The sequence below is a fragment of the Variovorax paradoxus genome, assembly GCF_024734665.1.
Classification (GTDB): Bacteria; Pseudomonadota; Gammaproteobacteria; order Burkholderiales; family Burkholderiaceae_C; genus Variovorax.
In genome coordinates this window covers 701,495-724,382 of the sequence record NZ_CP102931.1, presented here as the reverse complement: position 1 = coordinate 724,382, position 22,888 = coordinate 701,495, and the positions used below count along the sequence as shown (strand labels likewise).

At 65.8% G+C, this 22,888-nt stretch carries 22 protein-coding genes; 9 read left to right on the top strand and 13 right to left on the bottom strand.

Annotated features, from left to right (window positions below):
• Nucleotides 1-40 precede the first annotated feature (40 nt).
• Genes pcaF through NWF24_RS03335 form a run of 3 tightly spaced genes read right to left on the bottom strand, consistent with a single transcriptional unit; the run spans nt 41 to nt 2,632 of the window.
• The gene (pcaF, locus tag NWF24_RS03345; RefSeq protein WP_258352982.1) at nt 41-1,246 is read right to left on the bottom strand and encodes a 3-oxoadipyl-CoA thiolase; all 1,206 of its coding nucleotides are present in this window, start codon (nt 1,244-1,246) and stop codon (nt 41-43) included.
• A gap of 34 nt (nt 1,247-1,280) precedes the next feature.
• Nucleotides 1,281-1,934, bottom strand: a complete 654-nt coding sequence (locus NWF24_RS03340) for a 3-oxoacid CoA-transferase subunit B (protein WP_258352981.1) — start codon at nt 1,932-1,934, stop codon at nt 1,281-1,283.
• Nucleotides 1,931-2,632, bottom strand: coding sequence for a 3-oxoacid CoA-transferase subunit A (locus NWF24_RS03335; RefSeq protein WP_093057570.1), 702 nt, complete (start codon nt 2,630-2,632; stop codon nt 1,931-1,933). Before NWF24_RS03335 ends, NWF24_RS03340 begins: the two co-directional genes overlap by 4 nt.
• A 149-nt stretch (nt 2,633-2,781) precedes the next feature.
• Between NWF24_RS03335 and NWF24_RS03330 the strand changes: the two genes are divergently transcribed.
• Together NWF24_RS03330 and NWF24_RS03325 are read left to right on the top strand one after the other, a co-directional pair.
• Nucleotides 2,782-3,567: an IclR family transcriptional regulator domain-containing protein gene (locus NWF24_RS03330; protein WP_258352980.1), complete on the top strand. Its 786-nt coding sequence runs from the start codon at nt 2,782-2,784 to the stop codon at nt 3,565-3,567.
• Nucleotides 3,568-3,645: 78 nt separating this feature from the next.
• The gene (locus tag NWF24_RS03325; RefSeq protein WP_258352979.1) at nt 3,646-5,103 is read left to right on the top strand and encodes an esterase-like activity of phytase family protein; all 1,458 of its coding nucleotides are present in this window, start codon (nt 3,646-3,648) and stop codon (nt 5,101-5,103) included.
• 21 nt (nt 5,104-5,124) lie between these two features.
• Here the strand turns inward: NWF24_RS03325 and NWF24_RS03320 are convergent, their stop codons facing one another.
• From NWF24_RS03320 to NWF24_RS03275, 10 genes are all read right to left on the bottom strand, one after another.
• Nucleotides 5,125-6,132: a Bug family tripartite tricarboxylate transporter substrate binding protein gene (locus NWF24_RS03320; RefSeq protein WP_258352978.1), complete on the bottom strand. Its 1,008-nt coding sequence runs from the start codon at nt 6,130-6,132 to the stop codon at nt 5,125-5,127.
• 133 nt (nt 6,133-6,265) lie between these two features.
• Nucleotides 6,266-7,273 carry a branched-chain amino acid ABC transporter permease gene (locus NWF24_RS03315; RefSeq protein ID WP_258352977.1) on the bottom strand — a complete coding sequence of 336 codons (1,008 nt, stop codon included), beginning with the start codon at nt 7,271-7,273 and terminating at the stop codon, nt 6,266-6,268.
• Between the two features lie 14 nt (nt 7,274-7,287).
• Nucleotides 7,288-8,151 (bottom strand): branched-chain amino acid ABC transporter permease, encoded by an 864-nt coding sequence (locus NWF24_RS03310; RefSeq protein WP_258352976.1) that lies wholly within the window; start codon nt 8,149-8,151, stop codon nt 7,288-7,290.
• Nucleotides 8,144-8,860 carry an ABC transporter ATP-binding protein gene (locus NWF24_RS03305; protein WP_258352975.1) on the bottom strand — a complete coding sequence of 239 codons (717 nt, stop codon included), beginning with the start codon at nt 8,858-8,860 and terminating at the stop codon, nt 8,144-8,146. Before NWF24_RS03305 ends, NWF24_RS03310 begins: the two co-directional genes overlap by 8 nt.
• A 130-nt stretch (nt 8,861-8,990) precedes the next feature.
• Nucleotides 8,991-9,710 carry an ABC transporter ATP-binding protein gene (locus NWF24_RS03300; protein WP_258352974.1) on the bottom strand — a complete coding sequence of 240 codons (720 nt, stop codon included), beginning with the start codon at nt 9,708-9,710 and terminating at the stop codon, nt 8,991-8,993.
• Between the two features lie 5 nt (nt 9,711-9,715).
• Nucleotides 9,716-10,969: an ABC transporter substrate-binding protein gene (locus tag NWF24_RS03295; RefSeq protein ID WP_258352973.1), complete on the bottom strand. Its 1,254-nt coding sequence runs from the start codon at nt 10,967-10,969 to the stop codon at nt 9,716-9,718.
• 44 nt (nt 10,970-11,013) lie between these two features.
• On the bottom strand, nt 11,014-12,477 hold the full coding sequence (locus NWF24_RS03290) for an aldehyde dehydrogenase family protein (protein WP_258355228.1): 1,464 nt from the start codon (nt 12,475-12,477) through the stop codon (nt 11,014-11,016).
• An 82-nt stretch (nt 12,478-12,559) separates the two neighbouring features.
• Nucleotides 12,560-13,567: a hydroxyquinol 1,2-dioxygenase gene (locus tag NWF24_RS03285; protein WP_093057561.1), complete on the bottom strand. Its 1,008-nt coding sequence runs from the start codon at nt 13,565-13,567 to the stop codon at nt 12,560-12,562.
• A 37-nt stretch (nt 13,568-13,604) separates the two neighbouring features.
• Entirely contained in the window at nt 13,605-14,126 is a 522-nt protein-coding gene (locus NWF24_RS03280) for a hydroxyquinol 1,2-dioxygenase (RefSeq protein ID WP_258352972.1), read from the bottom strand.
• Between the two features lie 130 nt (nt 14,127-14,256).
• The gene (locus NWF24_RS03275) at nt 14,257-15,219 is read right to left on the bottom strand and encodes a LysR family transcriptional regulator (protein WP_258352971.1); all 963 of its coding nucleotides are present in this window, start codon (nt 15,217-15,219) and stop codon (nt 14,257-14,259) included.
• 157 nt (nt 15,220-15,376) lie between these two features.
• Here NWF24_RS03275 and NWF24_RS03270 point away from each other — a divergent pair, with 157 nt between their 5' ends.
• The 7 genes from NWF24_RS03270 (at nt 15,377) to NWF24_RS03240 (ending at nt 22,887) form a co-directional block, all read left to right on the top strand.
• Nucleotides 15,377-16,480 (top strand): nuclear transport factor 2 family protein, encoded by a 1,104-nt coding sequence (locus tag NWF24_RS03270; protein ID WP_258352970.1) that lies wholly within the window; start codon nt 15,377-15,379, stop codon nt 16,478-16,480.
• Nucleotides 16,447-17,931 carry a L,D-transpeptidase family protein gene (locus NWF24_RS03265; RefSeq protein WP_375338436.1) on the top strand — a complete coding sequence of 495 codons (1,485 nt, stop codon included), beginning with the start codon at nt 16,447-16,449 and terminating at the stop codon, nt 17,929-17,931. Before NWF24_RS03270 ends, NWF24_RS03265 begins: the two co-directional genes overlap by 34 nt.
• Nucleotides 17,932-18,356: 425 nt before the next feature.
• Nucleotides 18,357-18,545: a Flp family type IVb pilin gene (locus NWF24_RS03260; protein ID WP_258352968.1), complete on the top strand. Its 189-nt coding sequence runs from the start codon at nt 18,357-18,359 to the stop codon at nt 18,543-18,545.
• A 6-nt stretch (nt 18,546-18,551) separates the two neighbouring features.
• Entirely contained in the window at nt 18,552-19,052 is a 501-nt protein-coding gene (locus NWF24_RS03255) for an A24 family peptidase (RefSeq protein ID WP_258352967.1), read from the top strand.
• A gap of 81 nt (nt 19,053-19,133) precedes the next feature.
• Complete coding sequence (gene cpaB, locus NWF24_RS03250; RefSeq protein WP_258352966.1) at nt 19,134-20,129, top strand: Flp pilus assembly protein CpaB; 996 nt, start codon at nt 19,134-19,136, stop codon at nt 20,127-20,129.
• Nucleotides 20,130-20,168: 39 nt separating this feature from the next.
• On the top strand, nt 20,169-21,560 hold the full coding sequence (locus tag NWF24_RS03245; RefSeq protein WP_258352965.1) for a type II and III secretion system protein family protein: 1,392 nt from the start codon (nt 20,169-20,171) through the stop codon (nt 21,558-21,560).
• A gap of 43 nt (nt 21,561-21,603) precedes the next feature.
• Nucleotides 21,604-22,887: an AAA family ATPase gene (locus tag NWF24_RS03240; RefSeq protein WP_258352964.1), complete on the top strand. Its 1,284-nt coding sequence runs from the start codon at nt 21,604-21,606 to the stop codon at nt 22,885-22,887.
• Nucleotide 22,888 lies beyond the last annotated feature (1 nt).

Below are 22,888 nucleotides of genomic sequence, written 5' to 3'. Positions count from 1 at the left end.
CTTCTCTGGTTGTCTTTGTCGTCGTGTGTTCGCGGCGCGGTCAGACGCGTTCGAGAATCACCGCAATGCCCTGGCCCACGCCGATGCACATGGTGCACAGCGCGTAGCGGCCGCCGCCCTTGTGCAGCTGGTTGACTGCGGTGGTGGCCAGGCGAGCACCGCTGGCACCCAACGGATGGCCCAGCGCGATGGCGCCGCCGTTGATGTTGACGCGGGCGTCGTCGTCCTTCAGGCCCAGCAGGCGCAGCACGGCGAGGCCCTGCGCAGCGAAGGCTTCGTTCAGTTCGATGACGTCGATCTGGTCGATGGTCAGGCCGGTGAGCGCCAGCACCTTCTGCGTGGCGGGCGCGGGGCCGATGCCCATCACGCGCGGCGCGACGCCGGCGGTGGCCATGCCGACCACGCGGGCGCGGGGGGTGAGGCCGTGCTTCGCGGCACTGGCTTCGTCGGCCAACAGCAGCGCGCAGGCGCCGTCGTTCACGCCGCTGGCATTGCCGGCGGTAACGGTGCCGTCAGGCCGCACAACGCCCTTGAGCTTGGCGAGCGATTCGAGGCTGGTCTCGCGCGGATGCTCGTCCTTGTTGACGATGATTGCGTCGCCCTTCTTCTGCGGCACGCTCACGGGCACGATCTCGGCGTCGAAGAAGCCGGACTTCTGCGAGGCCACGGCGCGCAGCTGCGAGTTCAGCGCCATCAGGTCTTGCGCCTCGCGCTCGATCTTGTAGTCGGTGGCCACGTTCTCGGCCGTCTCGGGCATCGAGTCGACGCCGTACTGTGCCTTCATGAGCTTGTTGACGAAGCGCCAGCCGATGGTGGTGTCGTACACCGCGTTGCTGCGGCTGAAGGCGCTCTCGGCCTTGGGCATGACGAAGGGCGCGCGGCTCATGCTTTCCACGCCGCCGGCAATCATCAGGCCGGCTTCGCCTGCGCGGATGGCGCGCGCTGCGGTGCCCACGGCGTCAAGGCCCGAGCCGCACAGGCGGTTGATGGTGCCGCCGCCGATTTCGAGCGGCAGGCCCGCCAGCAGCGCCGACATGCGCGCGACGTTGCGGTTGTCTTCGCCCGCCTGGTTGGCGCAGCCGTAGAGCACGTCGCTCACGGCCTGCCAGTCGACGTTCTTGTTGCGTTCCATCAGCGCCTTGAGCGGCACGGCGCCCAGGTCGTCGGTGCGCACGCTGCTGAGCGAACCGCCGTAGCGGCCGAAGGGAGTGCGAACGGCGTCGCAGATGAAGGCTTGATTGGTCATGGAAGCTGTCTCTCTTTGATTGCTTGAAAAAGGATCAGGCTGCGATCGGAAGTCCGACGAGCTTTTCGAGTTCTTCGCGGCTGAGGCCGTCGACGAGGTCGACCAGCTTCAGGCCATGCGGCGTGCATTCGAGCGTGGCGAGGTCGGAGTACACGCGCTTGACGCAGGCGATGCCGGTCAGCGGATAGGTGCATTCCTGCACCAGCTTGCTCACGCCCTGCTTGGTCAGCAAGTCCATCATGACCCACGTCTGCTTGGCGCCGATGGCGAGGTCCATTGCGCCGCCGACTGCGGGAATGGCGTCTTTCTCGCCGGTATGCCAGTTGGCGAGGTCGCCCGTGGCCGACACCTGGAACGCGCCGAGCACGCAGATGTCGAGATGGCCGCCGCGCATCATCGCGAAGCTGTCGGAGTGGTGAAAGAACGAGCCGCCCGGCAGCAGCGTGACGGGTTGCTTGCCGGCGTTGATGAGGTCGTAGTCTTCTTCGCCGGCTTCGGGCGCGGGGCCCATGCCGAGGATGCCGTTCTCGCTCTGCAGGATGACCTCGCGGCCCTTGGGCAGGTGATTGGCCACCAGCGTGGGCTGGCCGATGCCGAGGTTGACGACGGCGCCGTCGAAGATGTCTTGCGCCACGCGGGCGGCGAGCTGGTCCTTGGTGCGACGTGTGTACGTGGTGGTCATGGTCATGCTGCCTTCTTGAAACCGCCGGCTTGCGTCGCCACGCGTTCGATGCGCACCACCTGGTGCACGAAGATGCCCGGGGTGACGATGGTCTCGGGGTCGAGGGTGCCGAGTTCGGCGATGTCGTGCACGGTGGCGATGGTCTTCTTCGATGCCATGGCCATCACCGGGCCGAAGTTGCGTGCAGCCTTGCGGTAGACCAGGTTGCCCCAGCGGTCGCCGCGCTCGGCCTTGATGAGCGCCACGTCGCCGTGGATGGGGTACTCGAGCACGTACTGCTTGCCGTCGATCTCGCGGGTCTCGCGGTTGCCCGCGAGCTGCGTGCCGTAGCCGGTCGGGCAGAAGAAGGCGCCGATGCCGGCGCCCGCGGCGCGGATGCGCTCGGCGAGGTTGCCCTGGGGCACGAGCTCGAGCTCGAGCTTGCCGCTGCGGTAGAGCCCGTCGAACACCTGGCTGTCGGCCTGGCGCGGGAAGCTGCAGATGATCTTGCGCACGCGGCCGGCCTTCAGCAGCGCCGCGAGGCCGGTCTCGCCGTTGCCCGCGTTGTTGTTGACGACGGTGAGGTCCTTGGCGCCCTGTTCGACGAGGCCCTCGATGAGTTCGTTGGGAATGCCGGCTGTGCCGAAGCCGCCGATGAGAACCGTGGCGCCGTCTGGGATGCCTGCCAGGGCATCGGCGACCGAGCGCGCGATCTTGTTGATCATGAAGCCTGTCTCCGGGAGTGAAGAAAAAAGAAAGCGAGGAAGGCGAAGAAACGAACCGCCTGAACACGCCGACCGATTCTGCGAACCGCCGATTTGTTCGTCTAAAGAACATTTGTTCGTATAATGAATTTTAGAGAGGATCGTGCACCATGGCAACCCACCCCACACAACCCGATACACCCGCACCCGGCGACAGCTACGTACAGTCTTTTGCGCGGGGGCTGCAGGTGATCCGTTCGTTCAGCGCCAATGCGCCGCACCAGACGCTCAGCGAGGTGGCAGCCGGCAGCGGGCTGACGCGTGCTGGAGCACGGCGCATCCTGCTCACGCTGCAGACGCTGGGCTATGTGGTGACCGACGGCAAGCTCTTCACGCTCACGCCGCGCATCCTCGACCTGGGGTTCGCGTACCTCTCGTCCATGCCGATCTGGAACCGCGCCGAGCCGGTGATGGAAGCGCTGGTGCAGCAGGTGCAGGAGTCGTGCTCGGCTGCCGTGCTCGATGCGACGGACATCGTCTACGTGCTGCGCGTGCCGACGAAGAAGATCATGCACATCAACCTGGGGGTGGGCTCTCGCCTGCCGGCCTACTGCACATCGCTGGGCCGGCTGCTGCTGGCGGACCTCGATGACGACGAAGCGCGCGCACGCCTCGAGGCTTCCGACATCCAGCCGCTGACCAAGCACACGCTGACCGACATCGACGCGCTCATGGCCAAGGTGGCGCAGGCACGCAGGCAGCAGTGGTGCCTGGTGAACCAGGAACTCGAAGAAGGCCTCATCTCGGTGGCCGCACCCATCGTCGACCGGCAAGGGCGCATGGTGGCCGCGCTCAACATCAGTGGGCAGGCGAACCGCACCAGCGCGAAGGCAATGCAGGAGACGATGCTGCCCGCGCTGCGCGAAGCGGCGGACCGGATTTCTCGAATGCTCTGATCGAATGGGTATTCATGGACACGTCACACCGGCTTTCTAGATTGCGCTTCGCACTAAAAACCATGGGAGGGTCCATTCATGTCCATTCGCTTCGCCTCGTCCAACTTGCCGCGTCACCTGATGCTGGCAGTCGTTTCTTCTGCTGCCCTCGCCGCGTGCGGTGGCGGTAACGGAGGCGGCATCGCCTTACCTCCGGTGGCGGCAACGCCCGCTCCGGCGCCCGCGCCCGCACCTGCTCCGCAGCCACCGCAGGACAACACTGCAGGATTGCCGCACAAGCTGACCGGCTGGGCCTCCCTGGCCGACACGTTCCGCTGGCCCGGCCCGACCACGGGCCAGTTCATCACCGCCGCGCTCGGCGTAACGCCGCCCTTCGTCGATGGTCAACCGCTTCCCGGCTTCTCGGCACTGCTGAAGAACGACGACGGCACCTGGACCGCCATGCCCGACAACGGCTACGGCAGCAAGGGCAACTCCGGCGACTTCGTGGTCGGCTTCTACAACGTCAGCATCGACTTCCGCACGGTGCCCAACGGCACGACGGTGCCCGGCACCATCAAGGTGAACAGCCACGTCAATTTCAACGACGCCAACGGCTTCCTGAAAGACGGCAAGGGCGTCGACCTGAAGATCACCGCCGACTACGCCAACTACCAGAAAGTCACGGACAACAAGCTCGTCGACAGCGGCACGCCCGTGGATTCGCGCATCGTCAGCGGCCGGCTGCTGACGGGCTTCGACCTCGACGTCGAATCGATCGCCCGCGCGAAGGACGGCACTTACTTCGTCGGCGAGGAGTTCGGCCCCTACATCCTGCACTTCGACAAGAACGGCACGCTGATGGGCGACCCGGTGCCCCACCCGTTCCTGCGCAGCCCTTCCAACCCGCTGGTGATGAACGACGGTGCTACGGTGACCTCGCTCTCGAGCCGGGGCTTCGAGAGCCTGGCCTTCAACGGCGACAGCAGCCGCCTCTACGCGGTGCCCGAAGCAGCGCCTTCGCTGGCCTCGCTGCGGCCCGTGGCAGACGACGAGCGCTATCTGAACTTCTTCGAGTTCGATCCCGCCTCGATGCTCTACACCGGCAAGAACCCGGTCTACAAGAAAGACGGCCCGGCCAAAGACAACCAGATCGTGATCGGCGACATGACCAACGTGGGCGGCAACAAGTTCGTGCTGATCGAGCGCGACAGCCTGTTCGGCACGAAGGCAGTGGTCAAGCGCCTGTACATGGTCGACCTCGACGTCAAGGACGCCGACGGCGTGCTGAAGAAGACGCTGCTGGTCGACCTGCTGAACATCTCCGACCCTACGGACATCGGCGGCCCGCTGGCCGGCGTGGTGGCCGGCAAGTTCAGCATGCCCTTCGATTCGGTGGAGAGCGTCGAGGTGGTGGACGACAACACGCTGGCCGTTGCAATCGACACCAACTTTCCGACGGAAGACGGCCGCGTTCCCGGCAAGCCGGACGACACGGAGGTCATCACGATCCGCTTCGACCAGGCGCTGTTCAAGCGCGTCGCGTCGAAGACGTAAAGAGAGCCGGGGCTCCCTCGGTCAACTCTCCGAGTGGATGCCCTTCATGATGATCACGCCGCCCAGGCGCGTGGTGTCGGCGCGCATGCGCTTGGCCAGCGTGTCGGGTGAGCCGGGCTGTGCCTGCCAGCCCGTCTTTAGCAACGCCTCGCTCACCTCGGGCGAGCTGATCACTTCGACCAGCGCGGCGTTGAGCTTGACGACGGCCGCGGGCTTCATGCCGGCGGGCGCGGCCAGCGCGGTCCAGATTTCGAGGTCGGCGCCGCGCACGTCCGCATCGCGAATCGTGGGCAGTTCGCTGGCCAGCGGGCTGCGCTCGGGCGAGGTCACGCCGATAGCCTTGATCTTTCCCGACTTGATGTGTGGCAACGCGAGGCCGGGCGGCAGCAGCGCCAGCTGGATCTCGTTGGCCAGCAGGCCCGCAATGACCTGCGGGTTGCCCGTGTAGGGCTTGTGCTGCGCGGTGATGGCCGCGCGGCTCTTGATGAGTTCCATGCCCAGGTGGCCCACCGTGCCCACGCCCGGCGTGCCGTACTTGCCGCTGCTGCCGAGGTTGCGCACCCACAGCAGTTGATCGGCCGCGGTCTTGCCCGTAGCGTTGCCCGACACCGCCAGCACCAGCGGCGCGGTGCCGATGAGACCAACGGGCGCAAAGTCTTTCTCGGGGTCGAAAGGCAGCGCCGGGTTGAGCAGCTTGGCAATGGTGAGGTTGCCGTTGATCAGCGCGCCGATGGTGTGGTCGTCGGTGGCCTTGGCCACCAGGTCGGCCACTGTGTTGCCGCTGGCGCCGGGCTTGTTCTCGACGACCACCGGCTGGCGCAGGATCTTCGAAAGAGGTTCTGCAATGGCGCGAGTCGCGAGGTCGGGCGATGCGCCGGCGGGAAAGCCCACGAGGATGTGGACGGGCTTGGTCGGCCAGGCGTCGGCGCCGGCGGCCGGGCGCTGCTGGGCCCAGGAACCCGGTGCGAACAACGAAGTGGCAACGGCTGCAGCGCCGCCTTCAAGCAAGCGGCGTTTGGTGATCGTCAAGGGAGGCTCCAGAGCGATGAAAAGAAGCGGCGAAATGTCACCACTTTGTTTCAAACGTTACAGGATCATGCTGCGCTGCGCAAGTCAGAAGGAGGTTTGCACAGGGCCCTTTCGCGTCGGACGCGACAGCACTTCACCTTCGCGATGAAGCCCCCAGCAACCGCCGCTGCGTCGGAAAAAGCGACCAGCCCCAACGCTGCTGTGCATAGCCCCACAGCCCCTGCTTGAAGAACAGCGTGACGAGGATCGCAAGCAACCCCAGGCCCAGCAGATACCAGGTGCCGTAGTCGCTCAGGAACTTGTTCAGCGCCCAGAAGATGAGCGCGCCCACCAGCGGCCCCTCGATGCGGCCAATGCCGCCGATGACCACCATGAAGATGGCGAAGGCCGTCCAGTTGACGCTGAAGGCCGCATCGGGGCTGATGCGCAGGTTGCCCACGAAGTACAGCGCACCGGCGAGCCCCGCGCCGAAGGCCGCGACCACATACACCGCCAGCTTCATGCGCGCGACCGGAATACCTTGCGACTCGGCCGCTACTTCGTTGTCGCGTATCGCCAGCAACGCCAGCCCGCGCTTGCTGCGCAGGAACAGGTACACCAGCGCGATGGCCGCGACCACGCAAGCCAACGCCATCCAGTAGGTGGTGCTTTCGCGCGTGGCCTTCTCGATGCCGCGCAGCGCAGTGAGCGTGGTGCCCGAGCCGCCGCCCACCGCCGACACGTTGGCAAAGCTGAGGCGGAACACCTCCGCGATGACCCATGTGCCGATCGCGAAGTAGCCGCCCGACAGGCGGAACGCGACAAAGGAAACAGGTATGGCAATGAGCCCCGCGGCCAGCGCCCCCAGCGGTATCGCAATGAACGGGTTGATGCCCGCGAAGTTGCCCAGCATCAGCATCACGTAGCCGCCAAAGCCGAAGAAGGCCTGCTGCCCGATGCTCACCATGCCGCCATAGCCGGCGAGCAGGTTCCACATCATCGCGAAGATGAAATAGCAGGCGATCTCGACGAACTCGCGCATCCAGCTCGACTCGCCCCACCACGGGAGGCTGGCGGCAACGAGCACAAGGGCGATGCCGACGAAGAGCGCGGCGCGGCTCGCGGCGGTGGCGCGCTCGACGGCGATGAGGGGTGGGGGCATGCTCGTCATTCGGTTCATCCACGCGTTTTCGGAAAGAGCCCCTGCGGCCGCAGCACCAGCACGACCAGGAACACGATGTGCCCGAACCAGATGCCCCAGCCCGGATCGAGCCTGAAGCCGATCTGCTGCGTGATGCCGAGAATCATCGCGCCAGCCAGCGTGCCCCAGAAAGAGCCCATGCCGCCGATGATCACGGCCTCGAACGCGAAGAGCAGCAGCAGCGGCCCGTCGGAAGGCGAGACGGTTGTTCGCATGCCCTGCAGCGCACCCGCGATGGCGATCAGCACGAAGGCGATCGCAGTGGCAAGCGCGTAGACCTTCTTCGCGTTCAGCCCCATGAGCTCGGCGATCTCGCGGTCGTCGGACACCGCGCGAAACGACCGGCCCAGCGCCGTGCGCGCAAAGAGCCACTGGAGCGCCCCCGTTGCAATGACCGCAATGGCCAGCACGATGAGCGGCAGCACGCCGAGCGACATCGCATCGCCCAGCGCAATGCCCTGCGTGTTGAGCCCGCCGGTCTCGATGGCGCGCGGATCGGCCGAGAACAGTTCGAGCAGCAGGTTCTGAATGACGATCGACAGGCCGAAGGTGACGACCAGAGAAGGCAACGGGTCCTTGCCGAGCGTGCCGTTGAGCACGTAGCGCTGCAGCGCATAACCGAAGCCGAAGGCCACCGGCAACACCGCGAGCGCCACGAGCCAGGGCATGGCATCGCCCGTCAGCGACACGCCCGCGATGACCGCGAACGCGCCGAGGATGATGAAGTCGCCCTGCGCCGTGTTGGTGAGCCGCATCACGCCGAACATCAGCGACTGGCCCAGTGCGAACAGCGTGTAGAGGCCGCCGAGCAGCACGCCTTGAACAAAGGTTTCAAGCATGGGCGGCCTCGATCCCGAAGTAGGCCTGCGAGATCTGCTCGCGCGTCAGGTCGGCAGAATTGCCTTCGAGCGACACGCGGCCTTCCTGGAAGCAGTAGATGCGCCGCGAGACCTGCCGCGCCATGGTCACGTCCTGCTCGACGATGACCACCGTCATGCCCTCGCCGGTGATGGCGGGCATGGCGGCATAGATCTCGCGGATGACGATGGGTGCGAGGCCGAGCGAAAGCTCGTCGCACAGCAGCACCTCGGGGTTGCTCATGAGCGCGCGGCCCAGCGCCACCATCTGTTGCTGGCCGCCCGACAGCGACGTGCCCGGCTGATGACGCTTCTCGGCGAGGATGGGGAACAGCGCATACAGCCGCTGAAGGTTCCACGGCCCCTTGCGCGCGGCGGTGGCGCCCATGAGCAGGTTCTCTTCGACGCTGAGGCTGGGAAACAGGCGGCGGCCTTCGGGAACCATGGCGAGGCCGCGGCGCACGATGTCGCCGGGAGGCAGCCCGCCGATGGGCTCACCCTTGAAGTTGATCGCATCGCGGGGTGCGCGCACGAGGCCCGTGAGGCTCTTGAGGAAAGTGGATTTGCCCGCGCCGTTGGCGCCGATGATGGCGACGAGCTCGCCCTGGGTCAGCGAGAAGTCGATGCCGAACAAGGCCTGCGCGTCGCCGTAGAAGGCCTTCAGCGCGTGAGTTTCGAGCAGGGCGTTCATGATCTTTGCTCCCTCCCCCTTTGGGGGAGGGCTGGGGTGGGGGCAAGCGGCGTTGGAGTGGTGGCGCCGTCGTGCCCCCATCCCAACCTTCCCCCAGAGGGGGAAGGAGCAACGCAAGGACATGGCGCAGTCATGCCTCCATCCCCATATACACCCGCCTTACCTCCGGATCGTTCATCACCGCACGCGGCTCACCCTCCGCCAGCTTCTGCCCGAAGTTGATGACGAACAAGCGGTCCGCCAGCGACAGCAGCGCATGCACCACATGCTCGATCCAGATCATGGTCACGCCCCGCGCCTTGATGCGGTTGAGCTCGCCGACCAGCACGGCAGCTTCGGGCTCTGTCAGCCCACCGGCGATCTCGTCGAGCAGCAGCAATTGGGGCCGCGTCGCCAGCGCGCGCGCCAGCTCCAACCGCTTGCGGTCGAGCAACGTCAGCCCACCCGCAGGCTTGTTCGCATGCGGCATCAGCCCCGTCTGCTCCAGCACCTCGTGCGCTGTCTGCCATGCCTCGCGCTCGGTCTGCTGCCCGCCGAAGCAGGCGGCCGTGACGAGGTTCTCGAACACGCTCATGTTGCCGAAGGGCTGCGGCACCTGGTAGCTGCGCCCGATGCCCGCATGACAGCGCTGGTGCGGCTTGAGCCGCGTCACGTCGCGGCCCGCATATTCGACGCGCCCCGCATCGACGCGCACGTCGCCCGAGATCAAATTGAACAGCGTGGTCTTCCCCGCGCCGTTCGGCCCGAGAATGCCCAGCGTCTCGCCCTCGGTCACCGACAGCGTGATGTCGTCGGTGACCTTGAGCGCCCCGTAGGACTTGCTCACGGCATGCAGTGCCAGCAGCGTCATGACGATCAGAGCAGCCGCAGCTTGCCGCCGGCGGGAATGTTCGTTGCCGCCTCGTTGTTCACGATGGTCAGCTCCACCTTGTACTTCTGGCCCTTGCCCCATTGGCCGAGCACCAGCGGCGTCTTGCTGACATTCTTGAACGGCCCCTGGCCGCCCCACTTCACCGGGCCGACCACCGAGTTGATCGAGGTCGATGCCACGGCATCTCGCACGTCCGAAGCCTTCAGCGACTTGGCACGCCCGAGTGCATTCGCAGCCACTTCGAAGAGTGCATGCGCGAAGCCGATGGGCTGCGTCCACTGCTTCTTCGCACCGGCTTCATAGGCATCGGCCAGTGCCTTGGCGCTTTGCTGCGTGAGGCTCGAGGTGAACGGATGCGACGGGCTCCACCACACCTCGGTCGACAGGCCATCGCCAAGCTCGCCCAGCGCCTCGATCGCGCCGGGGAACAGCAGCGCCTTGCCGAGCGTGATGATCTTCGGCTTGAAGCCCTGCTGCCGCGCCTGCGTGAGAAAGGTCTTGGCATCGGGCGGAATCACCACGCCCGTGACGATCTCGACGCCCTCTTTCTTGAAGGCCGCAATCTGCGCGCTGAAGTCCTGCGTGCCATTCTGGAAGCGGCCGGGGTCGGTGAGCGTGAAGCCCATCTGCGCGAGCGGCTTGGGGAAGCCCAGCTCCTTGTCGCCCCAGGCATTGCCGTCGCCGTCGTTCGGGAACAGCCCGCCCACCTTCTTGTTGGTGGCGAGCGTCTTCCAGCCGTTGGTGAAGTTGGCGATGACGTCTTCGAGCCCCCAGAACATGTGGTACGTCCAGTTGAAGCCCTTCGCCGGGTCGCCCTTGCGGCCGAAGAACCAGGGCTGCCACGGCACCACGCTGGAGATGCAGGGCACCTCGTTGAGTTCGCAGGCATCGCTCACGGGGTTGGCGGTTTCGGGCGTGCCGGCGGTGAGCACCAGCGCGACCTTGTCTTTCAGGATCAGGTCGTTCGCCACCTCGCCCGCGCGGTTGGGGTTCGACTGGCTGTCCTTCAGCACGATCTGCACCGCGTACTTCTTGCCGCCGACGCTGATGCCGTCCTTGAAGGCAGTCTTCATCTGGTCGATGACCCACTTGTCGGCCTCGCCGAAAGGCGCGAGCGGGCCGGTCTGCGGCGACACGTAGCCGATCTTCAGCGTGTCGGCCGCGAACACCAGTGGCGTCGCGCCCGAGGCCACCAGAGCGGCCGTGGCCTGCGTGAACTGTCTGCGATTGAATGTCATGGTTGTCTCCGTCTCTTGTGTTTTTTGTGCCGCCCGATCAGGGATCAGCGCGCGAAGTGCGGCGGTATCTGCGCGTCGACGTTCACCCACACGCTCTTGACCTGCGTGTATTCGCGCATCGCATCGAACCCCATCTCGCGGCCGTAGCCGCTCTGGCCGACGCCGCCGAAGGGCGAGCCGGGGTTCACGCGCTTGTAGCTGTTGATCCAGACCATGCCGGCGTGCAGGTCGCGTGCGACCTTGTGGGCGCGCTGCAGGTTGTTGGTCCACAGGCCACTGCCGAGGCCGTAGTCGGTGCCGTTGGCGATCTGCATCGCCTCTTCGTCATTCTTGAAAGTGAGCACGGTGACGAAGGGGCCGAACACCTCTTCCTGTGCGACACGGTCCTTGTACGAGCGGGCACGCATCACGGTGGGTTCGACGTAGCAGCCCTTCGCCAGATCGCCGCCTGGCGACTTGCCGCCCGCGAGCAGTTCGCCGCCCTCGCCCTGCGCCACTTCCACGTAGCTCAGCACGCGCTCGCGGTGCTGTGCGCTGGTGAGCGGCCCCATCTCCGTCGCCTCGTCGAGCGGGTTGCCGAGGCGAATCGACTTCGCAAGCGGAATGAATTGTTCGAGGAAGGCGTCGGCGATCTTCTCGTGCAGCATCAGCCGCGAACCCGCAATGCAGGCCTGCCCCTGGTTGTGGAAGATGGCCCAGGCGCTGCCGTTGACGGCGGCCTGCAGGTTGGCATCTTCGAAGACGATGTTGGGCCCCTTGCCGCCGAGTTCGAGCTGCACCTTCTTCAGGTTGCCCGCGCTGGCCTGCACGATGCGCCGGCCCGTGGCGGTGCTGCCGGTGAAGGCGATCTTGGCGATCTCCGGATGCTCGGCGATGTACTGGCCCGCCACGCTACCAAGGCCCGGCAGCATGTTGACCACACCGGGCGGCAGGCCGGCCTCGGCCATCAGCTCGGCGATGCGCAGCGAACTGAGCGGCGTGATCTCCGCCGGCTTCATCACGATGCAATTGCCGGCCGCGAGCGCGGGCGCCATCTTCCAGCTGGTGAACATCAGCGGGAAGTTCCACGGCACCACCTGGCCGACGATGCCGACGGGCTCGCGCAGCGTGTAGTTGAGAAAGCCCTCTTCGACCGGAATGGTTTCGCCCTGGAACTTGTCGGCCATGCCGCCGAAGTAGCGGAAGCACGCCGCCGTGCGCGGCACGTCGAGCCGGCGCGAATCGCGGATCGGGTGGCCGGTGTCGAGCGATTCGAGGCGCGCGAGCTCTTCGCCGTTGGCCTCGATGAGGTCGGCGAGCTTCAACAGGATGCGGCCACGGTCAGCGGCGGCCATGCGGCTCCATCTGGGGAAGGCACGCTTCGCCGCGGCGACGGCCTTGTCGACGTCGGCCTTGCCGGCCAGCGCGACCTGGGCGATGGGCGTGTTGTCGTGCGGGTTCAGCGTGGCGAGGGTCTCGCCGGATTCGGCGTCGACGAAGCGGCCGTCGATGAAGAGCTGGTGGCGAATTGAAAGAGCAGGCATGAGTTTCCTCTCCCTCCCCGCGTGGGGAGAGTTGGATGAAAGGGCGTCGGGAGGGAGAGAAAACCGGTCAGAACTCGACCGGAATCTCCGGGCTCTCGCCCTTCTGGATTTCGTACACAAGGCTCGGCGACCCGTTCTCCCACACCAGCAGCATCGAGCGCTTGGGGCTGAAGCCCTGGTGGCGGCAGTAGGCGGGCATGGCGGCCATGTCGCCGGCCTTCATGATCACGCGGGCCATGGGCCTGCCGGTGTTCTTGTCGCCGCAGTCCCAGTGGATCTCGTCGGTCATCTGGAAGAACCACTCGACGCGGTCGTTGCCGTGAATGATCGGCAGGATGTGCTCCTCGGTCGTCGGGCACATGTAGCTGTGCTTCACCACCGAGGTGAAGCTCGGGTTCCAGGTGACCTGCGAACGGCTCAGGAAGCCGAAGAGATTGAAGGCGTGCACGTCGTTCTCGAAGCCGGGCTCGGGGTGCAGCTCGGGTTGGCCCTGCGGCACGTCGGCGAAGGCGCGGTTCACCGGAGCACCGCGTTCGTCGCTGCGCAGGTCGAGGTCGCCCTTCAGGCCCACGCAGCGCTTGGCGAGCTCGCGCGCCCTCGTGATCTTGGCGGTGTTGTTGCCGTTCTTGCGGCCGTAGGGCGAGCCGGTTTCCTGCGGCGCGGCGAAGGGGTCGAAGCTCTCGTTGGTCCAGTCGTCGAGCATGGCCTCGAAGGTGGCGCGGATCTGCGCGGTCGGGAAGTTCTCGAGCAGGTCGATGCCTGCGTCTTTCATCGTGCCGTTGAAGCTGCCGGCGTACAGGTCGACCGACTCGTAGTGGTTGACGGTGCCGAACACGTCGTCGAAGTTGACCCAGCCATAGAAGAAGCCCCAGGCCACGTCGCGCATCAATGCGCGCAGGTAGCTGCCGGCGTCCATGGTGTGGCTCATGGGGCGGCCGTCTCGGGTCTTCCAGCCGATGTGCACGAAGTATTCGTCGCGGCGAAAGCTGAAGCTGCCGAGCGAAAAGTCCTTGTAGCCGAGCGTGGCGTCGGGCTGCGACGCGATCACCTTGGCGAGTTCTGCGGGTGCGTTCATGGTGTGTGGCTCCTGGGTTCGGGTGCGGTCAATGCACTCAGTGCGATTGGCAGATGTCGGCCCACTTTTCGATGGACAAGTCGCCCTTGCAGCTTTGAAGGACGATCACGCCCGGCTCGCCGGCGCTGCGGAACTGGTAGGCGGTGTTCTTCGGCAGCAGGCCCTGGTGACCGCGCGAGAGCTTCATCCAGCCCATCTTCTTGCCCTTGGGCTCGCCCTTGACGAGCACGGCGCCGTTCTTTTCCTTGTCGGCAACGGTCTGCGCGGCGTCGAGCTGCACGAGGTGCACTTCGACGTCACCGTCCATCACGAGCGCGAACTCGTCGTGCGCGCAGGTGTACCAGGGCGAGGTGCCTTCGGCGCGCAGCGTCTCCAGCACGTAGATCTGGTTCTGGCCGAACACGACCTTCTCGTAGGGCTTGCTGATGCTCGCGATCTCGAAGCAGTTGGAAAACGCGTAGTGGCGCACGTCGTCGTCGATGGGCTCGACGTGGCCCTTCTCGAAGTGCTTGAGTGAACCGAAGCGGGTCTTGTAGGCGGTCGCAGTGGTGGCTGTCATGGCTTGTCTCCTGTTGTCTCCAGTGATGGGTGAACTCTAGGAGCCAAGCGGCGGCACCGGTAGGGACCAGTTTGGAAGAGGATTATTCGGAGCTTCCGAACAATCGCAGGGGTTTACCCCCGTTCGGGCGCTATCCGCTGGAGCGGCTGAACTCGATGAGCTCGGCAGGAATGAGGCCCCGTTCGATCAACGTGGCGTCCCACGGCGGCACGCGCGTGAAACGGGTGGCGATGTGTTCGATGAAGAGGCGCAGCTTCAGCGCATTGCGCGAGGTGCCCGCATACACCGCGCTCAGCGAGAACGACGACAGCTGGTGCTCGGCCAGTACCACGCACAGTTCGCCGCGTGCAATGGCGTCGCCCGCCACCAGCGTGGGCAGGCAGACGATGCCCGCATGCTCCAGTGCATATTCGCGCAGCAGGTGCACGCTGTTGGTCAGCAGCGCGGCGTTCAGGTAGATGGTGGTCTGCTCGCCTTCGTGGTGAAAGGTCCATCGGTCGCGCGTGGGGTAGCCCGAGTAGAGGCCCAGCTTGTGCCGATGCAGATCGCGTGGCGCAGCAGGCGTGCCGTGCGCTTCGAGGTACGCCGGCGTGGCGCAGAGCACCCGCCGCACCGGAAAGAGCGGCCGCGACACCAGCTCCTGCGAGGCCGCGGGAAAGATCTGCAGCGCGCAGTCGACGCCGGCCTTTACCGGGTCGGCCACCGCGTCGCTCACGATCAGCTCGAGGTGGATGTCGGGGTATGTCGTCTGGAACTCGCGCAGCAGCGTGGCGAAGCGGCCCAGCACCATGCCGGTCAGTGCATGCACGCGCAGGATGCCCGAGGGCGTGCCGCGCGCGTCGCGCATCTGGTCGACGATGTCGTTGGCGCGGCCCACCAGCTCGGTGCAGTCGCGCAGGAAGGCCTGGCCCATGTCGCTGAGCCGCACCACGCGCGTGCTGCGATGGAACAGCGGCGCGCCCAGGAACTCCTCCAGTTGCTTGACCCGCGTGGTGACGACCGAATTGGCCACGCGCAGCTGCCGCGCCGCTTCCGCAAAGCTCTGGGTCTGCGCGACGCGAACGAAAGTTTCAATGCTTTGGAGGCGGTCCACGGCGGCACTGTACTGCGGGGCCGGTCGGCGCGGGGCGCCACGGGACGTTGCGGGCAAGCCTAAAGGCCGCGAAAGACCGTTATCCCTGTGTCGGGGAGTTACGTGCCCCACTTACAATCCCAGCCGCATCACCCACCCCTACGAGGTCTTGTCCGCAATGCCCAAGAGCCCCCGGCCACGCGCCCGTTTCAGCTTCTCCCCCACCGTGCGCGCCCTGTTCCTGGCCGCGGCAACCTGTGGCGCCGCGCTTCCGGCGCTGGCCGCCATCGAGCATGAGGAGGTCGACAAGCTCATGCAGGCCGGCAAGCTCGACGAGGCCCTGACGAAGGCCGACGCCTTCCTGAAAGACAAGCCGCGCGACCCGCAGATGCGCTTCCTCAAGGGCGTGATCCAGCTCGACACCGGCAAGCGCAACGAGGCCATCGCCGCCTTCACGCAGCTCACGCTGGACGCGCCCGAGCTGCCCGAGCCGTACAACAACCTCGCTGTGATCTACGCGAGCCAGAACCAGTTCGACAAGGCACGCAGCGCGCTCGAAAGCGCCATTCGCACCAACCCCAGCTACGCCACCGCCCAGGAAAACCTCGGCGACGTGTATGCACGATTGGCCAGCCAGGCCTACAGCAAGGCCCTGCAGCTTGACCAGAACAACACGGCCGTGCAGCCCAAGCTGGCGGTGATCCGCACGCTCTTCACACCAACGCCGCCGGGCGCCAAGCCAACAGCCCTGGTGGCCTCGGCAGCACCTGTCCCCGCAGCAAAGGCGCCGGCTCCCGCGCCAGCCCCCGCTGCGCCACCGCCGCCAGTCAAGGTTGCAGCCGCTCCCGCACCGGTGGCCGCCGCGCCCAAGGCGCCCGAGGCAAAGGCGCCCGAAGCAGCGCCGGCTCCAGCACCCGCACCGGCCCCCGCGGCCAACACCGCTTCCAATGCCGAAGTCGAATCTGCTGTGCGCGCATGGGCTTCGGCCTGGGCCAGCCAGGACATGGACCGCTACCTCGCGGCCTACGGCCCCGACTTCACGCCTACCGGCGGCCAGAGCCGCAAGAGCTGGGAAGAAGACCGCCGCGCCCGCATCGTCGGCAAGTCGAGCATCAGCGTGAACATCGAGAACCTCGCGATCAAGGTCGACGGACAGAACGCGACGGCCAAGTTCCGCCAGATCTATCGCGCGGACAACCTCAACGTTTCGAGCCGCAAGACGCTGGACCTGCAGCGCTCCGGCAATCAATGGCACATTCGCAAGGAAAGCGTCGGCGGCTAGTGGCAGACATCGTCCGGCATGGCCGGCTTCAGAATCCCCCGTTTCGTCTGCGCAGCGGACAACTGCTCGCAGCGCTGATGACCGCATCGGCGCTGATGCTGGCGGCGCCCGGTGCGGCGCTGGCGTCGAACAGCACCCACAAGGCAGGCAGCGCCAAGGCCGCTGGCGGCAGCACCAAGGCCAAGGCTGCGAGCAGCAGCCGTACCACCGCGCGCGGCGCGACCAGCCGCTCTTCTTCCGCCAAGGGCAAGAAGGGCGTGGCTGCTGCAGAGGCCCGAACGGCTTCCGCGACGACAACAAGGCCCGCACGCAGGTCGGCATCCGCCTCTTCCATCCAGGAAGCCAGCAACGCCGAAGCCCGCCTGATCGCGGTCTATGAAATGTTCGGCCGTGGCCAGGCCCGCCCTGCGCTGGCCAAGGCCCGCGACCTGGTGCGCGACTACCCGAACTTCCAGCTCGCGCAGCTCGTCTACGGCGACCTGCTCGCGGCGCAGGTGCCCCCGTCGAATGCCCTGCCCGACACCGCCAGCATCGCCAAGATGCGCGGCAACCCCGCCATGGCCGAGCTGCACGAGGAATCGAAACGCCGCCTGCAGGCCCTGCGCGAGCGTCCGCCGGCCAACACCGTGCCGTCGCAGTTCCTGACGCTGTCCACCCGCAGCCGCTATGCCATTGCCGTCGACGCCTCGCGCTCGCGGCTGTACTTGTTCGAGAACTCGGATAAGGGCCTGAAGCTCACGGCCGACTACTACATCTCGGTCGGCAAGTCGGGCACCGACAAGGTCACCGAGGGCGATGCGCGCACCCCGCTGGGCGTGTACTACATCACCAGCAGCCTCGATCCGAAGTCGCTGAAAGACTTCTACGGCGCGGGCGCCCTGCCCATCAACTACCCCAACCCGTACGACGTGCGGCGCGGCAAGACCGGCGGCGGCATCTGGCTGCACGGCACCCCGCCCCAGCAGTTCGCCCGGGCGCCACTGGCAAGCGACGGGTGCGTGGTCATGGCAAACCCTGACCTGAAGCAGCTTTTGCGAAAAGTGCAAATCGGCGCCACCCCGGTGGTCACCGCGCGCAGCCTGCAATGGATTTCACAACCGCAGGCCGAAAAAGAAACCCAGTCAATTACAAGTGCCATCAATGGCTGGAAAGATGCACGAGCCAATGGAAATGAAGCGCAATTAAAGAAATTCTATTTGCCCGATTTCCAGCGCAGCAGCAAAAAATCCACTGAAGGAATTTCGGCTGTCGATGAAGAAGTGAAGTACGCGCAGGGCAAGCGCGTGCAATTCAAGGACGTGTCGTACCTCCACTGGCGGGACGGTGACGACACCATGATTGTTACCTTCGGCGAAGTGTTCGAAGGCGAGAAGAGCGGACGTTCCCGGCGCCAGTACTGGTTACGCCAGGGTACCGACTGGAAGCTCTTTCACGAAGAAATCCTGGGCTGAGGCCCAGTCGAATCCCTCTCGGCGACGGGGTCACCCCCTCAAACCCGTGACTTTTTGCTCACGTGTTTAGCCTTTTTTCACTGTTACATCTGGCCCTTCGGGGCTTCGTGCTACGTAACACGTAACGCACTTGTTCCCGTAACACCCCCGTTTCGCGCGTTCCCGGCGACGTAACGTCGCATCCCCACTTCATGGGAGGCGCCGCGCGCCCTACAGAGGGAAAAATTCACTTCCAAACTGTCCATCAGCTGACCAGATCTCTTCCTGGCTCGGGCTGGCAGGAGGCTTGCAGCCATCCTGCTTTACTCCTTTTGGCTAGCACACCTGGGCGAAAGTCTTGCGGGTTTGCCTTGTTGATACACGGAGTTACGCTGTATAATATCCACCTTGCAAGCCTTTGTTAACACTTCCTGAAAGGGGAAATCATGCTTAGCTCTATTACTCGTTTTCTGCGCGACGAAGAAGGTGCAACCGCAATTGAATATGGAATTATTGCGGGGCTTATTTCTGTTGCGATCGTGGCTGTTTTGGCCGGAGACGACGGCCTTGGCAAACGACTGGCCAAAGTCTTCCAAGACATTACCAACAAGCTCACATCGACTGTCACTCCGTAAAAGCAAATGCCGGCATTAGCCTGTTTGCTCTGGTTGCTCTGTGTCGCTGTCTATGACTTCCGAGAGCGGCGTGTGCCCAACTGGCTGGTCCTGTCCGGAGCCATCGCGGCCCTGGCAGTCATCGGCTTCGAGGCACAGCCCTTCGGCGTCAGCTGGACAGCGGCACTCGCAGGCGCCGCATCGGGTTTCGGTTTCCTGTTGCTCTTCTATGCAATGGGTCTCATGGGAGCAGGCGACGTGAAATTCGCTGGCGCTCTCGGACTCTGGGTCGGCCTGTGGGCACTGGCGCCGATCTGGATTGGCGCGGGTCTGCTGGCCGGGGCGCATGGCGCACTCTGGTACGCCCTGCAGCGTTGGCCCGTCTCCCCACGGCTTGCCCTGATCCTGTCGGGCCAGCCCTCTCCAGCCGCCGGCGGCGCTTCGCCAAGCCGGGCTCGCTTCATTCCTTATGCGGCCTACCTTGCGTTGGCCACGGTGGCGTGGATGTTCTGGGGCCGACAGAGCTAGCAGACAGCTGCCTCTGTCCATGCAGGCCATTCATCCCTCATTTTTCATGATTGCTTGCCCTCACTCCGTAGTCCGCCGCCCATGATCAATCTCTCAAAAATCCTCGCAGCCATCCTGGTGCTCCTAGCCATTGCATTGGGCGTCTATGCCTGGATGCTGAGCCGCCAGGCGCCCGCACCGGCAACAGCGGCTACCGGCACTGCGGCCACTCCCACCAAAGCCCAGCAGGTGCTTGTCTACCCGGTCGTGGTGGCCGCCAAGCCGCTGCCCGCGGGCCTGGCGATTCCGGCAGACGCGCTGCGCGTGGAACGACTGACGATCAACCCCACCGGCGCCTTCCAGGATGTGACCGTTGCCGCCGGCCGCGTGCCGGTGCTCGATCTCGCCGAAGGCACTCCGGTGATGGAGAACCAACTGGTCTCCGGCCTCGCACTGCGCATCGGCGAAGGTGAACGCGCCGTGGCGATCAAGGCCGACGAAGTCATGGGCGTAGGCAACAAGATCCAGCCCGGTGACTTCGTCGACGTCTTCATCATGCTCAAGTCGGACGGCAAGGACGTGGACCGCAGCCAGGCCCGCCTGCTGCTCGCACGCAAGCGCGTGCTGGCCTTCGGCAGTGCCTCCGTCGACGGGCTGCCTTCCAAGTCGCCGGACAAGGCGGCCGCGCAGCAGGCCCAGCGCGGCGAGCAGGCCCGCACGGCCGTACTTGCCGTACCTCTGGACGACGTGAACCGCCTGACCATCGGCGACGCCAGCGGCCGCCTGATGCTCGCCCTGCGCAACCCGACCGATCTGTCGGAGCCCGATCCGAAGCTCTTCGCCGAACTGCCCACGGCCCTGCAGCTGCCACCGCCCAAGGCAGGCGAGTCGCGCCGTGCGCCGCTCGAAGGACTCGACCGCGCCCAGGCCGGCCTGACCGCCGCCGACCTCGTCACCGGCGGCAAGGGCCCCAGCGTCCGTCCGCAAGCCGCCGAAGTCCGCACCGCCGCCGGCGCGCCACGCGCTGCCGGGCCTGCGCGAGGCGGGCTCCAGGTCGAGGTCATTCGCGGCGAACGCAGCGAAACCGTGAACTACTGAGCACGCAGCCAGCCGACACCCGTCATCCAGGAAAAACAAATGCCCTATAAGCCTCGCGAGCAGTCGACCCGTGCCATTCGCAGCCCCATGAATGTCTCGTCGCGGCTGCTGCGCCCGTCCCTGATCGCCCTGTGCGCGATGGCTCAAACCGTCTGGCCGGTGGCATCGACGGCCGCGGACGCACAGCCGGTGCGCCCACAGCTGCAACGCCCCCTGGTGATGACCGCCGGCACGCAGCAAGAGCTGCTGATCGACAAGGGCATCGACCGGATGGCCATCGGCGACGAGGCGGTGGCCGGCGTCACCATCACGCGCAAGACACAGAATTCGCCGGGGGCACGACTCATCGTGACCGGCAAGGCCGCGGGACGCACCTCGCTGATGGTCTGGGAAAAGGGCAACTCCGCAGCCACGACCTACATCGTCGAAGTGCGGCGCCGCACGTCCACGCTCGCGGGGTCGATGGACAGCATGCCCGCCCACCAGCAGGCACGCGACACCGCGCTGGCAAGCAGCGCCAGCGACAAGGCCGAACTGATCGACCGCTCCGTCGTGAACGTGCGAAGCAACACCGTGCAGGTCGAAGTGAAGGTGGTGGAATTCAACCGCAGCGTGCTCAAGCAGGCCGGCCTGAACATCTTCAGCACGCGCCCCAATTCGAACGGTTTCAGCTTCGGCGTGTTCTCGCCCTCCTCGCTCGGAAGCACGACCTTCGCGGCCAACGGACAGATCAGTGGCGAGTACAGCAACCCCCTGGCACAGGCCTTCAGTCTTCTCTTCAACTTCAGCAAGGCCGGCATCGGCCTGAATGTGGGCTTCCTCGAAGGCAACGGCATGGCGCGCGTGCTCGCCGAGCCCACGCTGGTGGCGCTGTCTGGCCAGAGTGCGAGCTTCCTGGCCGGCGGCGAACTGCCGATTCCAGTGCCACAAGGCCTGGGCACCACCAGCATCGAATACAAGCCCTTCGGCATCGGCCTCACGCTGACGCCCACGGTGTTGTCGAACGAACGCATCGTGCTGAAAGTCGCCCCCGAAGCCAGCGACCTCGACTACACCAACTCTTTGAGCCTCAATGGTGTCGCCGTGCCGGCGATCACCACACGCCGTGCTGACACCACGGTAGAGCTGGGCGACGGCGAGAGCTTCATCATCGGCGGGCTCGTGAGCCGCACCACCACCTCGAACGCCGACAAGGTGCCGCTGCTGGGCGACTTGCCGATCATTGGCACCTTCTTCAGCAAGACCAACTACAAGATGAACGAGAAGGAACTGGTGATCCTGGTCACCCCGCACCTGGTCAAGCCCATTGCGCGCGGCACCGACCTCACACCGTACCTGCCCGGCGGCGCCGAACAGCGCGACGGCGCAGTGTGGCGCTCGTATTTCCTTGGCGGCGCAGTCGACACACCCGTGCCCGGCTTCTCCCGCTGACAGCAACAACGATGACCCGGAACATGCATCGCAGGCTGGCACCATGAACGCACCACGCGACAGCATCCCTGAAACAGGCAGCGAAACCTACCTGTTCGCTTCGAGCAATGGCGGCCACATCACCTGGCTGACCGATGCGCTCGGCACCCTCGGCTCCGTGGTGGTCCTGCCACCGGAAACGAAGTCGATCGACGAGCGCATCGCCCTGCTGGGGCCGGTGGCGGTCTTCATCGACTTCTCGCCCGACCAGGCCGCCGCCGCCAACCAACTCCACCAGCGCCTCAAGCGCGACTGGCCGACGCTGCCCGTGCTGGCCACCGGTGTGTCGGCCGAGCCCGCCGCCATGCTCTCGGCCCTGCGCGCGGGCGTGGACGACTTCATCGACATTGCCGCGCCTCCCTCCGACGCAGTGACCACACTGCGCACGCTGCTGGAGCGGCGAAGCACCCTGCAGGGCGGCACGCGCGGCAGCACGCTGGCACTGCTCGGCGCGCGCGCCGGCCTTGGCGTGACCACGCTGGCCACCAGTCTCGCCCTGACGCTGAACGACCAACTCACGCAGGCGCCCGCGCGCCCGCCGGGCCGCAGCACACGGCATGGCGTGGCACTGCTCGACCTGGGCCTGCCGGCGCGCGACGGCCTGCTTTACCTCGACACGCAAAGCGGCTTCAGCTTTGTCGACGGCGTGCGCAACCTGCGCCGGCTCGACCAGACACTGCTGCACACCGCGCTCGCGCATCACACCAGCGGCGTGGCCGTGCTGCCGTTACCCGCGAGCCTGGCGCAGGTGCGCGAGATCTCGCATGCCGACTCGGTCGCGCTGATCAAGCGCCTGGCCGACTTCTTCGATTTCCAGATCGCCGACCTTGGCGGCTTCTCGACCATCGACTTCATGGCGCAGACCGTGCGCGAAGCGCAGCAGGCGTGGGTCGTGTGCGACCAGAGCATCGGCGGCATCGTGTCCACGGCCAACATGCTCAAGGAGCTGCGCGCGCGCGGCGTCGAGATCGAACGCCTGTCGCTGGTGGTCAACAAGTTCGACGGCCACGTGGGCCTGTCGGCCAAGGACATCGCCGAGCGCCTCGAACTTCCGCTGCGTCATGTGCTGCCGGCGCGCAGCGCGCAATTGCTCGCTGCAGCCAGCCGCGGCGAGATGCTGGTGCGCACCGCGCGCAGCGACCCCTATGCGCAGGCCGTGACGGGACTCGCCCGCAGCCTGCACCAGGAATACATGTCTGCCACGGGCCAACCCCCGGCCAAGGATCCACGCTGGGTTGCGCTCATGTCGCAAGTTACCGGCCTCTGGAAGAGTTCACACGAAGGTTGAG